Source organism: Conexibacter sp. CPCC 205762, assembly GCF_030646155.1.
In the GTDB taxonomy this organism is placed as follows: Bacteria; Actinomycetota; Thermoleophilia; order Solirubrobacterales; family Solirubrobacteraceae; genus Conexibacter.
Window position 1 is genome coordinate 11,384 of sequence record NZ_JAUTDN010000016.1, and the last position, 12,813, is coordinate 24,196.

14 protein-coding genes are annotated in these 12,813 nt (G+C 71.6%); 9 read left to right on the forward strand and 5 right to left on the reverse strand.

Annotated features, from left to right (window positions below):
- Positions 1 to 7 precede the first annotated feature (7 nt).
- The 5 genes from Q7L73_RS14080 (at position 8) to Q7L73_RS14100 (ending at position 4,229) form a co-directional block, all read left to right on the forward strand.
- Positions 8 to 1,072, forward strand: a complete 1,065-nt coding sequence (locus Q7L73_RS14080) for an LLM class F420-dependent oxidoreductase (protein ID WP_304691863.1) — start codon at positions 8 to 10, stop codon at positions 1,070 to 1,072.
- Positions 1,069 to 2,463, forward strand: coding sequence for an exodeoxyribonuclease VII large subunit (xseA, locus tag Q7L73_RS14085; protein ID WP_304691864.1), 1,395 nt, complete (start codon positions 1,069 to 1,071; stop codon positions 2,461 to 2,463). The genes Q7L73_RS14080 and xseA overlap by 4 nt, the downstream gene beginning before the upstream one ends.
- Complete coding sequence (xseB, locus tag Q7L73_RS14090; protein WP_304691865.1) at positions 2,460 to 2,744, forward strand: exodeoxyribonuclease VII small subunit; 285 nt, start codon at positions 2,460 to 2,462, stop codon at positions 2,742 to 2,744. The genes xseA and xseB overlap by 4 nt, the downstream gene beginning before the upstream one ends.
- Entirely contained in the window at positions 2,741 to 3,799 is a 1,059-nt protein-coding gene (locus Q7L73_RS14095) for a hypothetical protein (protein ID WP_304691866.1), read from the forward strand. Before xseB ends, Q7L73_RS14095 begins: the two co-directional genes overlap by 4 nt.
- Before the next feature lie 88 nt (positions 3,800 to 3,887).
- On the forward strand, positions 3,888 to 4,229 hold the full coding sequence (locus Q7L73_RS14100) for a DUF192 domain-containing protein (RefSeq protein ID WP_304691867.1): 342 nt from the start codon (positions 3,888 to 3,890) through the stop codon (positions 4,227 to 4,229).
- Here the strand turns inward: Q7L73_RS14100 and Q7L73_RS14105 are convergent.
- Positions 4,204 to 6,447, reverse strand: coding sequence for a bifunctional diguanylate cyclase/phosphodiesterase (locus Q7L73_RS14105; protein WP_304691868.1), 2,244 nt, complete (start codon positions 6,445 to 6,447; stop codon positions 4,204 to 4,206). The two genes, Q7L73_RS14100 and Q7L73_RS14105, sit on opposite strands and share 26 nt — an antisense overlap.
- Positions 6,448 to 6,734: 287 nt before the next feature.
- On the opposite strand from Q7L73_RS14105, the gene Q7L73_RS14110 reads away from it, so the two are divergent.
- The gene (locus Q7L73_RS14110; protein WP_304691869.1) at positions 6,735 to 7,535 is read left to right on the forward strand and encodes a 3-hydroxyacyl-CoA dehydrogenase family protein; all 801 of its coding nucleotides are present in this window, start codon (positions 6,735 to 6,737) and stop codon (positions 7,533 to 7,535) included.
- A gap of 405 nt (positions 7,536 to 7,940) precedes the next feature.
- Here the strand turns inward: Q7L73_RS14110 and Q7L73_RS14115 are convergent, their stop codons facing one another.
- Positions 7,941 to 8,228 carry a 4a-hydroxytetrahydrobiopterin dehydratase gene (locus tag Q7L73_RS14115; protein WP_304691870.1) on the reverse strand — a complete coding sequence of 96 codons (288 nt, stop codon included), beginning with the start codon at positions 8,226 to 8,228 and terminating at the stop codon, positions 7,941 to 7,943.
- A gap of 12 nt (positions 8,229 to 8,240) precedes the next feature.
- Between Q7L73_RS14115 and Q7L73_RS14120 the strand changes: the two genes are divergently transcribed.
- From Q7L73_RS14120 to Q7L73_RS14130, 3 genes are all read left to right on the forward strand, one after another.
- Positions 8,241 to 9,131 carry a cobalamin-binding protein gene (locus Q7L73_RS14120; protein ID WP_304691871.1) on the forward strand — a complete coding sequence of 297 codons (891 nt, stop codon included), beginning with the start codon at positions 8,241 to 8,243 and terminating at the stop codon, positions 9,129 to 9,131.
- Between the two features lie 110 nt (positions 9,132 to 9,241).
- Positions 9,242 to 9,979: a hypothetical protein gene (locus Q7L73_RS14125; RefSeq protein WP_304691872.1), complete on the forward strand. Its 738-nt coding sequence runs from the start codon at positions 9,242 to 9,244 to the stop codon at positions 9,977 to 9,979.
- Between the two features lie 168 nt (positions 9,980 to 10,147).
- Positions 10,148 to 10,888 (forward strand): hypothetical protein, encoded by a 741-nt coding sequence (locus Q7L73_RS14130; RefSeq protein ID WP_304691873.1) that lies wholly within the window; start codon positions 10,148 to 10,150, stop codon positions 10,886 to 10,888.
- A gap of 77 nt (positions 10,889 to 10,965) precedes the next feature.
- Here Q7L73_RS14130 and Q7L73_RS14135 read toward each other — a convergent pair whose 3' ends face one another.
- The 3 genes from Q7L73_RS14135 to Q7L73_RS14145 form a co-directional block, all read right to left on the reverse strand.
- Positions 10,966 to 11,787, reverse strand: coding sequence for a rhomboid family intramembrane serine protease (locus tag Q7L73_RS14135; protein WP_304691874.1), 822 nt, complete (start codon positions 11,785 to 11,787; stop codon positions 10,966 to 10,968).
- 115 nt (positions 11,788 to 11,902) lie between these two features.
- The gene (locus Q7L73_RS14140; protein WP_304691875.1) at positions 11,903 to 12,250 is read right to left on the reverse strand and encodes a hypothetical protein; all 348 of its coding nucleotides are present in this window, start codon (positions 12,248 to 12,250) and stop codon (positions 11,903 to 11,905) included.
- A complete protein-coding gene (locus Q7L73_RS14145) occupies positions 12,247 to 12,795 on the reverse strand; it encodes an RNA polymerase sigma factor (RefSeq protein WP_304691876.1) in 549 nt (182 codons plus the stop codon). The genes Q7L73_RS14140 and Q7L73_RS14145 overlap by 4 nt, the downstream gene beginning before the upstream one ends.
- Positions 12,796 to 12,813: the final 18 nt, after the last annotated feature.

Sequence of the window (12,813 nt, forward strand, 5' to 3'; positions counted from 1 at the left end):
CGGTCGCATGCGGCTCGGACTCTTTCTCGCCTACTGGCCCTGGTTCACGCCCCAGGAGCAGGTCGACCTGGCGGTGCTTGGCGACGAGCTCGGGCTCGACTCGATCTGGATCTCGGAGGCGTGGGGGCAGGACGCCGTCTCGGTGCTCGGCCTGCTCGCCGGCAAGACGGAGCGGATCGGGCTCGGCTCGGGCCTGATGCAGATCCCCGCCCGCCAGCCGACGGCGACGGCGATGGCCGCCGCCTCGCTCGACGTCTTGAGCGACGGGCGCTTCCGGCTCGGGCTCGGGCTGTCCGGCCCGCAGGTCTCCGAGGGCTGGTACGGGACCGCCTTCAAGAGACCGCTCGGCCGCACGCGCGAGTACGTCGAGATCGTGCGCATGGTGCTCGCGCGCAGAACGGTCGCCTACGACGGCGCCGAGTGGACGCTGCCGCTGCCGGCCGAGGCGCCCGGCGCGACCGGCCTCGGCCGCCCGCTGAAGCTGCTCGCCAAGCCGGTCCAGCAGCGGATCCCGATCTACCTCGGCGCGATCGGGCCGAAGGCGGTCGAGCAGACCGGCGCGCTCGCCGACGGCTGGCTGCCGTTCCTGCTCAACCCGGACGACCCCGACGTACTGCTCGACCCGCTGCGCAGGGGCGCCGCCGGCGCCGGGCGCACGATCGACCAGATCGACGTCGCGCCGGTCGTGCCGACCGCGATCGCCGACACGGTCGAGGAGGCGCGCGCGCACGTCCGCCCCTGGCTCGCCTTCTACCTCGGCGCGATGGGCGCGAAGGGCAAGAACTTCTACGTCGACCTCGCCGCCTCCTACGGCCATGGCGACGCCGCCCGCCGCTGCCAGGAGCTGTTCCTCGACGGCGACCGCGCCGGCGCCGCCGCCGCGCTCGACGACGAGCTGCTCGACATCTCGACGATCGCCGCGACGCCCGACACGCTCGCCGAGCGCGTCCGCCGCTACGAGGCGATCGGCGCCGACACGCTCGTCGTCGTCCCCGGCGGCCCCGACAAGGCCGCGACCGTGCGGGCGCTGGCCGAGGTCGTCGGCGCGTCCGCGGCGCCGGCGGCGTCGTGAACGCCGACGGCGACGTACGCGGGGCCGCGAGCGGCCCGCCCGCGGGCATCCCCGGCAGCTCGCTCCCCGGCCCCTTCGCCGTCGGCGTCTACGCCGACAAGCTCAGACAGCAGCTGCGCGGCTTCGCGCGCGTGCAGGTCTTCGGCGAGCTGTGGAACTTCCGCACCAGCCGCACGACGGTCTACTTCGAGCTGCGCGACCCGCGTGGCGCGCTGCCGTGCGCGATGTGGCGCAGCGACTTCGACGAGCTCGGCGTCGAGCCCAGCGACGGCGCCCAGGTCGTGCTCGCCGGCGGCTGCGACTACTACCCCGGCAGCGCAACCTCCTCGCCCTCCTTCTCGTTCCGCGCGACCGACCTGCGGATCGCTGGCGAGGGCGATCTGCTGGCGCAGGTCGAGCGGCTGCGGCGGATGCTCGCCGCCGAAGGCCTGCTGGAGCCGCAGAAGCACCTCCCCCGCCCGCTGCTGCCGCGCACGATCGGCGTCGTCACGGGCGAGACCGGCAAGGCGCGCGACGACGTCGTCGCGGCGCTGAAGCGGCGCGGCTGGGCCGGCCGGCTGGTGTGGGCGTTCGCGCCGGTGCAGGATCGTCACGCCGCGCCGAGAATCGCCCAGGCGCTGCGGGACCTCGCCGCGATCGAGCAGGTCGAGGTGGTGATCGTCGCGCGCGGCGGCGGCTCGCTCGCCGACCTGTTCGCCTTCTGCGACGAGACGCTCTGCCGCACCGTCGCGCTCCTGCGCGTGCCGGTGATCGCCTCTGTCGGCCACCACACCGACCGCACGCTGATCGACGACGTCGCCGCCGTCTGCTGCTCGACGCCGACGCACGCCGCCGAGGCGGCCGTGCAGCTCGACGTCGCGCAGGCGCGCGCGGCGCTGCTGCGCGAGACGCGCCGGCTCGACGCCCACGGCCGCCGCGCCGTGCTGGAGCGGGCGCGCACGCTCGCCGGCCTCGCGCGCGCTCCCGCCGAGCACATAGCGCGCCACCGTCGCCGCCTCCACCAGCAGCTGCGCGAGCTGCGCGCCGCAGCCCGCCGCCGCAACGCGCGCGAGGCAGACCTGACCGCGACCCGCCTGCTGGTGCTGCGGCGCAAGCGCGACGTCACCGCCGCGGAGCGCACGCGCGCCGAGACGCTGCTGCGCAGCGACGGCGAACGGCTGCGCCACAGCTCCGACGCCGCCATCAGCCGCCGTGCGCGCGACCTCGAGCGGCTGCGGCTGGCGCTCGCCGCGCACGACCCGGCACGCGCGCTCGAACGCGGCTACGCGCTCGTCGAGGACCGTGACGGCGCGCTCGTCACCTCCGCCGAGCAGGCGCGCGCCAGCGGCGCGCTGGAGCTGCGCTTCCACGACGGTCGCGTCCGGGCCGACGTGGAGGATGCGGCAAGATGAGCAGCGTGCAGATGGGCATCGAAGGAAGCGGCGACGAGCCCGGCGCCGCCGAGCAGCAGACGTACGAGCGCGCGAGCGCGCGGATCGAGGAGATCATCCGCCGGCTCGACTCCGGCGAGGCCGGCCTGCGCGAGACGCTGGAGCTGGTCGCCGAGGGCAGACGGCTGGTCGAGTTCTGTGCCGGCGAGCTGGAGGCGGTCGGCCGCGGGCTGGAGGAGCTGAAGCTGGACGAGCTGGTCGCGCGCCTCGAGCGCGGCCCCGAGGGAGGATCCGCCGCATGAGCACCTACGCGAAGCTCGCGCCGCTGCCGCTGCGCGTCGACGGCTACGAGCTGGAGGGGCTGCAGCTCGACGTCTCCTCCGGCTTCACGCGCAAGTCGACGGTGATCCACCTCCACGGCGGCGGCCATGAGGGCCTCGGCGAGGACGTCGTCTACGACGCCGAGGACCAGGAGAAGCTGCAGGCCGCGGGGCCGGTCCAGCCGCTGGAGGGCGACTGGACGCTGGGCGGCTTCTGCGCCCACGTCGACGCGCTCGACCTCTTCCCCGAGGAGCCCGTCCACGGCGAGGTCTCGCGTCTCTACCGTCGCTGGGCGTTCCACTCGGCGGCGCTCGACCTGGCGCTGCGCCAGGCCGGCAGAGCACTGCACGAGCTGCTGGAGCGGGAGCCGCGGCCGCTGACGTTCGTGATGTCGCTGTCGCTCGGCGAGGACCCCAGACCGGAGCGCGTCACGCAGCTGCTGGAGCGCTACCCGTCGCTGCGCTTCAAGCTCGACGCCTCGCCCGGCTGGGACGACGCCGTGATCGCGACGTTGAGAGCGACCGGCGCGATCGACTCGCTCGACTACAAGGGCATGTACAGAGGGACCGTCGTCGACACGCCGGCCGAGCCGGGCTGGTACAGACGCGTCGCCGACGCCTTCCCGGGCGCCTGGCTGGAGGATCCCGACCTGAGCGCGCCCGGCATCGTCGAGACGCTCGCCGGCGAGCGCGACCGCATCACCTGGGACGCGCCGATCCACTCGATCGCCGACGTCGAGTCGCTCGCCTTCCCGCCGAAGATGGTGAACATCAAGCCGTCGCGCTTCGGCGGGCTGGAGCGGCTCTGCGCCGGCTACGACTACTGCGCCGAGCACGACATCGGCGCCTACGGCGGCGGGCAGTTCGAGCTCGGCGTCGGGCGCGGGCAGGCGCAGCTGCTGGCGGCGATCTTCCACCCCCACGGGCCGAACGACCTCGCCCCGAGCGCCTACAACGTCTGGCCGCCGGCCGACGGGCTGCCGGCGAGCCCGCTGCAGCCGCGCCCGAGCGCGACCGGCTTCCGCTGGGAGTCGTAGGCCGTCGCCGCCGCGTGCCGCGCGCTGTGGTGCGCGCGGCGATGTGGCTGAGGGGGCGAACTTTCGCGTGAATGCCCTCTAACTGCTCATGCACGCACGCCTCAGCAGTCTCCCGCCGCTGCAACTGCGGCCGCCGCTGGACACTGTCCACGGCCGCCGCGCGGTCACCCCGCTCGCGCGCCTGCGCGGGCTCGCCGGCCTCCCTGCCCCACACGGCGCCGCGCTGCTGCTGCCGGGCACGCGCTCGGTCCACACCGTCGGGATGCGCTTCGCGCTCGACCTGATCTGGCTCGACCGCGACGGCCGCGCGCTGCGGATCGACCGCGCGGTGCCGCCGCGCCGGCTGCGCGCCTGTCGTCGCGCGCACGCCGTGCTGGAGGCGCCGCCGGGGGCGGCCTCCGCGCTCACGCCTGGATCGCGGGTGCTCTGAGGCCGTGCGCTCTGAGGTCGTGCGCGAACAGCTCGGTCAGCGGCGCCGGTCTGCCGATGTGGAAGCCCTGCGCGTCGTCGACGCCCAGCTCGCGCAGCAGCGCCATCGTCTCGACGTCGCCGACGAACTCGGCGACGGTGCGCTTGCCGAGACCTCTCGCGATCTCGACGATCGCGCGCACGACCAGCTGGTCCTCGTGGCTGCTCGTCAGCTGGCGGATGAAGTCGCCGTCGATCTTGAGGTAGTCGAACGGCAGCCGCTTGAGGTAGTAGAAGGAGCCGAAGCCGGCGCCGAAGTCGTCGAGCGCCAGCTCGCAGCCCAGCTCGGCGAGCGTCGCGGCGAAGGCGCGGGCGCGGTCGACGTTGACGATCGCCGCCGTCTCGGTCACCTCGAAGATGAGGCTGCCGCGCGGCGGCGCCATCGCCTCCAGGTCTCGCTCGATCATCTCCAGCAGCTCCGGGTCGGAGACCGAGGCGCCGGAGAGGTTGACGGCCAGCTTCAGCGAGCGGCCGGCGAGCCGCTGCTCGGCGATCGTCGTGATCGCCTGGTGGGTCACCCAGCGGTCGATCTCGGTGATCAGGCCGGAGCGCTCGGCGATCGGCAGGAAGGCGGCCGGCGGGATCAGGTCGCCGGCGTCGCTGCGCATCCGCAGCAGCAGCTCATGGCTCTTGGGCAGACCGGTCTGGAGGTCGACGACGGGCTGCTGGAAGAGCACGAACGAGTCGTGCTCGAGCGCGTCGCGCATCCGCTGCGACCAGGCCATCCGGTCAGTCATCGCCTGCTGGCGCTGCTCGGTCTCGACCGAGATCGCGTGACGGTCGCGGCCGGCCTCCTTCGCGTCGTACATCGCGATGTCGGCGCTGACGAGCAGCTCCTCCGCGCTCAGCGGCGTGTCGCCGTCGAACAGCGCGATGCCGGCGCTCGCGGTGAGGCCGATCGGGTGGCCGTTGTCGGAGACGACCGACTGCTCGCGCACGACTCTCAGCAGCTCGTGTATGACGCGCTCGGCCTCCTGCCGCGAGACGCCCGCGAGCAGCATCGCGAACTCGTCGCCGCCGAGGCGGCCGAGCACGTCGGTCTTGCGCAGCCGCTTCGCCAGCAGCCGCGCGACGCGCACGATCACCTCGTCGCCGGCGGCGTGGCCGAGCGTGTCGTTGATGTCCTTGAAGTGGTCGAGGTCGAGCACGACGACCGCGCCGCCGTCGCCGCCCGCGGCGCTGCGCTGCTCCAGCTCGCGCTGGAAGGCACGGCGGTTGTAGAGGCCGGTCAGCGCGTCGTGGTCGGCGAGGTAGGCGAGCTGGCCCTCGAAGCGCTTGCGGTCGGAGATGTCCTCCAACTGCTTGATGCAGTAGCGCGGCACGCCGGAGCTGTCGCGCACGAGCGAGACCGAGAGGCTGACCCAGACCGAGCGGCCGGTCGCGTGGATGATCCGCCGCTCGAGCCGGTAGGACCGCAGCTCGCCGCGCATCAGCTGGTCGAACTGCTCCTCCTCGGCGTCGGCGGCGTCGGAGTGGCCGAGCAGGTCGACGTTGGCCGCCAGCAGCTCGGCCTCGGTGTAGCCGGTGATCTCGCAGAGCGCGTCGTTGACGCGCAGGAAGCGGCCGTCGAGGTCGGCGAGCGCGATCCCGATCGGCGCGCCCTCGAAGGCGAGACGGAAGCGCTCCTCCGCCTCGGCCAGCGCCTCGGCCGCGCGGCGGCGGGCGCTGACGTCCTCGACCTGGGCGATGAAGTGGAGCGGCTCGCCGGCGGCGTCGCGCACGAGCGAGGCGCGCAGCTGGCACCAGATCTCCCTGCCGTCGGCGCGCCGCAGCCGCGACTCGGTGTGGAACGTCTGGCGGGCGCCGACCATCAGCTCGCGGAAGGCGGCGAGCGACTCGGGGCGGTCGGCCGGGGCGACGTGGTCGAGCACCCCGAGGCCGACGAGCCGCTCGCGGTCGCTGCCGACCATCTCGCAGAGCGCGCGGTTGACCTCGGTGAAGCGGCCGTCGACGTCGAACAGCGCTATGCCGATCGGCGCGTCCTCGAAGGCGGTGCGGAACTGCTGCTGGGCGTGGGCGAGCGCGTGCTGGCCGGCGCGCAGGTAGTTGACGAGCCAGCGGACGGCGGCGCCGATCGCGCAGGCGGCGGCGAGGAAGACGATCGTCCGCAGCCAGCGCGGCAGGTCCTGGCCGACCGACGACATCGGCACGAGTGCGAACGCCAGCACGACCCCGGTCACGAAAGGAGCCAGCTCGCGCAGTATTGCGCCCGCGCGCGTGGGGGCAGACGTCGTCGTCACTCCCCGAACATCGGCCGCGCGCGGCCGCTTTTGACACCCGGACGGTCGTTTTGGGAGCGCAAACGCGCCAGGGATCGGTGCAGGTCGGCCGGGCGCGCGGGGTCTAGCACGATTGGGAACGCGCGCTCCGCATGGTGGAACCGGCGCTGTTTGATCCTCCTCCTCCCTACTGTTCTCGCCGTCCAATAGGACGTTCAACGGAGTTCGATCGAAGAGGGAGCAAGGGCGTGGAGGAACGTCTCGGCATCGCAGGATCCGGCGCGATCGCGTGCGGCTTGGCGGCGACGGCGGCACAGCATGGCGAGGTACTCCTGTGGGCCCGCTCGGACGCCTCCGCCGACCGCGCCCGCAAGGCGGTCGCGAAGTGGTGCTCGAAGCTGAGCGAGGAGCCCACGGCCGACCGCGTCACGATCGTCTCGTCGCTGGAGGAGCTGGCCGGCGCGACCTACCTCGTCGAGGCCGTCGCGGAGGACCACGCGACGAAGGCCAGCGTGCTCAGCGAGCTGGGCCGCCACAGCAACGGCAGCTCGGTGCTGGCGACGACGACCTCGTCGCTGTCGGTCACCGCGCTCGCGCAGGAGACCGGCAAGTCGGAGCGGTTCGTCGGCCTGCACGTCTTCAATCCGGTCCCGAAGATGGACCTGATCGAGCTGGTCTACTCGCCGGACGCGACCGACGAGGTCAAGCAGCGCTCGCGCGAGCTGTGCGCGAAGCTCGGCAAGACCGCCGTCGAGGTGCCGGACATCGCCGGCTTCGTCGTCAACCGGCTGCTGTTCCCCTACCTCTTCAGCGCCGTCGACCTGCTTGAGGAGACCGGCCTCGAGCCGGCCGCGATCGACAAGTGCATGCAGCTCGGCGCCGGCCACCCGATGGGCCCGCTGGCGCTGCTCGACTACGTCGGCCTCGATGTCTCGAAGGCGATCGGCGAGGCGATCGGCGTGCAGGTGCCGTCGCGCGTCCAGCAGCTGGTCGCCGCCGGCGACCTCGGCAAGAAGACCGGCAAGGGCTTCATCGACTGGACGAAGTAGCCGCTGCTCCGCGCGCGTCCAGTTGGGCGCGCGCGACGCGGAGGCGCGCGGCGGCGGACAGCGCCTGCAGCGTGGAAGCGCGCGGCAGCAGAAGGACACGCGCGATGGGAAAAGTGCTGCAAACGAAACGTGAGAGTGTTCTCAGTCGCAGCTTAAGACTGGTTCAGGTGGTCGCCCAATACTCCTGAGTGCGACGTACCTCACAGCAGCACCTCCTCCCAGAAGCACAAAAGCGGCCCGCGCAAGCGGGCCGCTTTTGCGTTGTCGAGGCGGACCCACCTAGCCCACCACGCTCCTCCTCCACCCAACCGCCGGCTCCTCTCAGGCCGATAGTGCGGTTGCGCGCAAGGAAACGTAGCGGACTCTCAGGTTTCGTGCACTCTCAGGAGGGTTGACGCGGAACGCTCAGACACCCGCGATCGCGGCGTCGAGCTGCGCCGCGAGCGCGAAGTCAGCCTCCGTCAAACCGCCCTCGCTGTGGGTCGAAAGCGTCAGCCGAACCTTGTTCCAGCCGTGCACGAGGATGTCCGGATGGTGGTTCGCCGCCTCCGCGAGCGCGGCGACGCGGTTGACGAGCGCGATCGCGGCGGCGAAGTCCGCGACCTCCGTCTCACGCACGATCGCGTCGCCGTCGCGCGTCCAGTCGCTGCCGGAGAGCCGCTGCGCGACCTCCTCGTCGTTCAGTCGTGGCATATCGTTTCTCCCATGCGCATCGTGAGTCTCGTCCCGGCCGCCACCGAGCTGCTGTTCGCGCTCGGCAGAGGCGGCGACGTCGTCGGCGTCACCCACGAGTGCGACTACCCGGATGCGGCGCGGAGCGTGCCGAAGATCACGCGCGACACGCTGCCCGAAGGCCTCACGCCCGGTCAGGTCGACGCCGCCGTGCGCGCCCGCACGCAGCACGGCGAGGCGATCTACGAGCTCGACGAGGCCGCGCTGGTCGCGCTCAGACCTGACCTGATCGTGACGCAGGCGCTGTGCGCGGTCTGCGCCGTCTCCTACGACGACGTGCGCGCGATCGCCGCGCGGCTCGATCCCAGCCCGAACGTGATCTCGCTCGACCCGCACACCTTCGGCGAGGTGCTCGGCGACGTCCGCACGCTCGCGGAGGCGACCGACAGCAGAGACGCGGGCGTCGACCTGATCGCCGATGCCTCGGCGCGGGTCGACCGCGTACGGCTGGCGGTCCGCGGCCGGCCGCCGTTGAAGGTCGCCGCGCTCGAATGGCTCGACCCGCTCTACATCGCCGGCCATTGGACCCCGCAGCTGATCGAGTACGCCGGCGGCTTCGACGTGCTCGGCCTCGCCGGCGAGCGGTCGGAGCGGCGCGACTGGGACGAGATCGCGGCCGCGGAGCCCGACGTCGTGCTCGTGATGCAGTGCGGCTACGACGTTGCCAGAGCGCATGCGGAGGCGCTCAGATACGCCGACCGGCTGGCCGCGCTCGGTGCCGGCGAGGTCGTCGCCGTCGACGCCAACGCCTACTTCTCGCGGCCCGGCCCGCGGCTCGTCGACGGGCTCGAGCTGCTCGCCCATGTGCTCCACCCGGAGGCGGTGCCGAACGCCCCCTCCGAGCCGCTGACGGTCGAGCTGTAGCGACCGCTCGCCCGCCCGCTTCGCAGGCGCAACGGCGCTACCGGAAAGCGGTGTCAGAAATGCGCGGTTCCCGCTGGACACACTGGAACGCTCCTGTTTATAGTCGGGGGATGCTCCCCATCCGCAACAACCGCGCGCTCGTCGCTGCGGCCGCCACGGCGCTGCTGCTGGCCGCCGCACCGTCGGCGATGGCCGCGAGAGGCTCGCTCTCCGGCTCGATCAACCCGAACAAGGGCCCGATCGGCTCGCCGATCAACCTCAAGATCGGCGCCAAGCTCGACGCCGACAGCTCCGACAAGGAGCGCGGCACGCTCACCAAGATAGAGCTCTTCTTCCCGCCCAACGCGAGAACGAACGGCGCGAAGTTCCCGTCCTGCTCGCCGGACCAGATCAACGCCACGAGAAGCTTCAGCAGCTGCCCGAAGGGCTCCAAGATCGGCGGCGGCACGCTGCGCGCCGACGTGCCGGCCGTCCCGGTCTTCAACGTCCCGGGCGACATCACGATCTTCAACGGCAAGGGCGGCAAGAGCGTCACGATCAACATCGAGGCGCACAACCCGGTCGAGATCTTCGAGGCGTTCCCGGCGACGCTGGTGAAGACCAAGGGCAGATACGGCTACCACCTGACCGGCAACATCCCCTCCTCGCTGCAGGAGATCAACGACGGCTGGTTCGCCGAGGTCAGCAGATTCGACACGAGCATCTCCGCGAAGTGGAGAGGAACGCCGTACATCGAGTCGACGACGCTCTGCCCGAAGAGCCTCAAGGTGCCGATCGGCGGCAGATTCTCGTTCCTCAGAGACAACGCGCCGCTGAGCGTCACGTCGACGATCGCCTGCCGCCGCTGAGCTAGCGTCAGCGCAGGCCGAAAGGGCCGGTTCCACAAGGGAATCGGCCCTTTCTGAAACGCACAGCATCGTCCAAAGTTCCGGTCCCCAAACAGACCGTGTTCCGGCCCCGACCAGGCGGTCGGTTCGGGCTGGACGGGCTGGTACACGCTCGTTTACTGTGGCTGGATGGTTCGTACACGAGCAGGTCGCACTCTCGCCGTCGCAGCAGCCTCGACGCTGCTCCTCGCCACCGCCCCCGCGGCGATGGCGACCCAGTCGACGATCAGAGGAAGCATCAGCCCGAACAAGGGCAAGCCGGGCACCGCTCTGGCGCTCTCGGTCGGCTTCACGATCAAGAGAGAGAACAACGAGAACAACACGCTGAGCAAGGTCGTCCTCAGCTTCCCCAGAAACGCAACCGTCAACGGCGCGAAGTTCCCCTCCTGCAAGCCGGAGCAGATCAACGCGACGAGAAGCTTCAGCAGCTGCCCGAAGGGCTCCAAGATCGGCAGCGGCAGCCTCCGCGCCGACGTGCCGGCCGTCCCGGTCAGCAACGTCCCGGGCATAGTCACGCTCTTCAACGGCCCCGGCGGCAAGTCGATCACCGTCAACATCGTCGCCCACAACCCCGTCGAGATCTTCGAGGCGTTCAAGGCGCCGCTGAAGAAGGTCGGCGGCAGATACGGCTACGTCCTGACGGCGCCGATCCCGACGACCCTGCAGGAGATCAACGACGGCTGGTTCGCCCAGGTCACGTCGTTCCAGACGAAGGTCAAGGCGACCTGGAGAAACCTCCCCTACATCGCCGCGAAGAAGTGCCCGGCCGGCGGCAGAGCGCCGATCGCCGGCGCCTTCACGTTCAGCCCCGGCGGCGAGATCCCGGCCTCCGCGTCGACGACCGCGACGAGCTTCATCACCTGCAAGTAGCAGCTCGCAGCTGAACGACGGCAGTCCGCTTCACCGCAGCGCCCGCGCCCCGCGCGGGCGCTGCGTCGTTCCGGGGCCTACCCCGCGAGGGCGACGCCGCCGGCGAAGGCGGCCAGCCCGACGATCCCCGCGCCGACCGCGCCGAGCGCGTACGGCAGCCGCGCGCGATCGACCTGCTGGAAGACGAAGCCGATCAGCAGGCCGCCGAGGAAGCCGCCGACGTGGCCGCCGACCGAGATCCCCGGGAACAGGAAGGTGAAGAGGAAGTTGATGACCGCGACCGGGGCCAGGCCGGAGGCCCAGATGTCGATACCGCGGGCGCGCGCCTCGACGATCGCCGCGCCGAGCAGGCCGAAGGCCGCGCCGGAGGCGCCGACCGTCGCCGCGTTCGGCTCCATCACGAGCGCGCCGAAGGCGCCGGTCAGCAGCGTCGCGAAGTAGAGGACGGCGAAGCGCAGCTTTCCGAGCGCCGGCTCGAGCATGTTGCCGAGCACCCAGATGAACCAGCCGTTGAAGAGGATGTGCAGGAACCCCGAGTGGAGGAACCCGTACGTGATCATCCGGTAGTACTCGTTGTTGAACTCCAGCGCCGGTCTCCACAGCGCGAAGTTCTGGTAGAGCGTGCCGCCGGCCTGGCCGATCTGGCCGCCTGAGGCCATCTCGCCGACGAAGACGAGCACGCAGGCGGCGAGCAGGATCACCGTGACGCTCAGCCCGGAGCTGGCGAGGCTGGCGCCTCCGCCGACGGGCCCGCGCTGGACGCGCGTCTTCTCCTTCGCGCACTCGGGACAGCGCATGCCAACCGGCGTCGGCGTCATGCAGTCGGTGCAGATCGGGCGCCCGCAGTTGGAGCAGGCGACGCCCGTCTCACGGGTCGGATGGCGGTAACAGGTCGGCATGGAGGCGCTGACGCTAGCAGGGCGACCTTCAGGAAAGCTCAGCCCAGCGAGGCGCGAGTTCCCGCCGTCGTGGCGGGCGTCGCGCAGCCGGAGTGGAACTCGCTTGGCGGAGCCCTCAGTCCCGCTGCGGGAGCAGCTTGCGCGCCTCGTCGGCGACGTCGCGCACGGTCCGCTCGGCGAGGTCGAGCAGGTCGACCGACTGGTCCTTGCGCCGGCGGCGGCCGTTGCGGACGCGCAGCGCCACGAGCGCGGTGCCGGCGCCGGCGCCGATCACCGTCGCGACGACCGGGCGGACCCAGTTGCGCGGGTCGCGCATCGACGACAGCTCCCACGCCTCCAGCTCGTCGGCGGCCAGCTCGGTCAAGCTGACGAGCGTCCGCTCCAGCCGCAGCGCGAGCGCCTCCGGCGGCTCGACCGGCTTCAGCGCGGCCTTCAGCCGCTCCTCGAACTCGGTCGTGCTCATCTCGCCGTCGCCTCCGGCTGCGAGACGATCCCTTCCAGCTGCTTGATCGCGCGGTGGAGCAGCACCTTCGTGGCGCCGTCGCTGCGACCGAGGGCGCGCGCGATCTCGCGGTTGTCCATCCCCAGCGCGAAGCGCATGATCAGCGCCTCGCGGCGATCGTCGGGCAGCTGCTGGACGCCTGCGAGGATCTCCTCCAGCTCCTCGCGCCCCTCGACCAGCGTCTCGGTCGTGTGCGGGGAGGAGATCACGGCCGCGTCCTCGATCGCGGCCTGCGGCTTGCGCGCGCGGTCGCGGTAGAAGTTCGCCGCCAGGTTGTGGGCGATGCGGATGAGCCACGGCCGCAGCGGGCGGCCGTCGGACTCGCGCAGCGCGCGCTCGTAGTGGCGGTAGGCCTGCAGGAAGGTCTGCTCGGTGAGGTCTTCGGCGTCGTGATGGTTGCCGACGCGGTAGTACGAGTACGAGTACACGTCCCGCAGATGCGTCCGATAGAGGTCGGAGAACTCGCGGTCGAGCTCCGCCTTGGATCTGCTCGGGGGGTCGGGCACTGCATCGCAGTATCTCGC

Coding starts and splice junctions, on each gene's coding strand:
- Q7L73_RS14100 (WP_304691867.1), top strand. CDS start 3,888: ATGCACGCACGCCTCAGCAGTCTCCCGCCGCTGCAACTGCGGCCGCCG.
- Q7L73_RS14080 (WP_304691863.1), top strand. CDS start 8: ATGCGGCTCGGACTCTTTCTCGCCTACTGGCCCTGGTTCACGCCCCAG.
- Q7L73_RS14115 (WP_304691870.1), bottom strand. CDS start 8,228: ATGCCACGACTGAACGACGAGGAGGTCGCGCAGCGGCTCTCCGGCAGC.
- Q7L73_RS14095 (WP_304691866.1), top strand. CDS start 2,741: ATGAGCACCTACGCGAAGCTCGCGCCGCTGCCGCTGCGCGTCGACGGC.
- xseB (WP_304691865.1), top strand. CDS start 2,460: ATGAGCAGCGTGCAGATGGGCATCGAAGGAAGCGGCGACGAGCCCGGC.
- Q7L73_RS14130 (WP_304691873.1), top strand. CDS start 10,148: ATGGTTCGTACACGAGCAGGTCGCACTCTCGCCGTCGCAGCAGCCTCG.
- Q7L73_RS14125 (WP_304691872.1), top strand. CDS start 9,242: ATGCTCCCCATCCGCAACAACCGCGCGCTCGTCGCTGCGGCCGCCACG.
- Q7L73_RS14135 (WP_304691874.1), bottom strand. CDS start 11,787: ATGCCGACCTGTTACCGCCATCCGACCCGTGAGACGGGCGTCGCCTGC.
- Q7L73_RS14120 (WP_304691871.1), top strand. CDS start 8,241: ATGCGCATCGTGAGTCTCGTCCCGGCCGCCACCGAGCTGCTGTTCGCG.
- Q7L73_RS14140 (WP_304691875.1), bottom strand. CDS start 12,250: ATGAGCACGACCGAGTTCGAGGAGCGGCTGAAGGCCGCGCTGAAGCCG.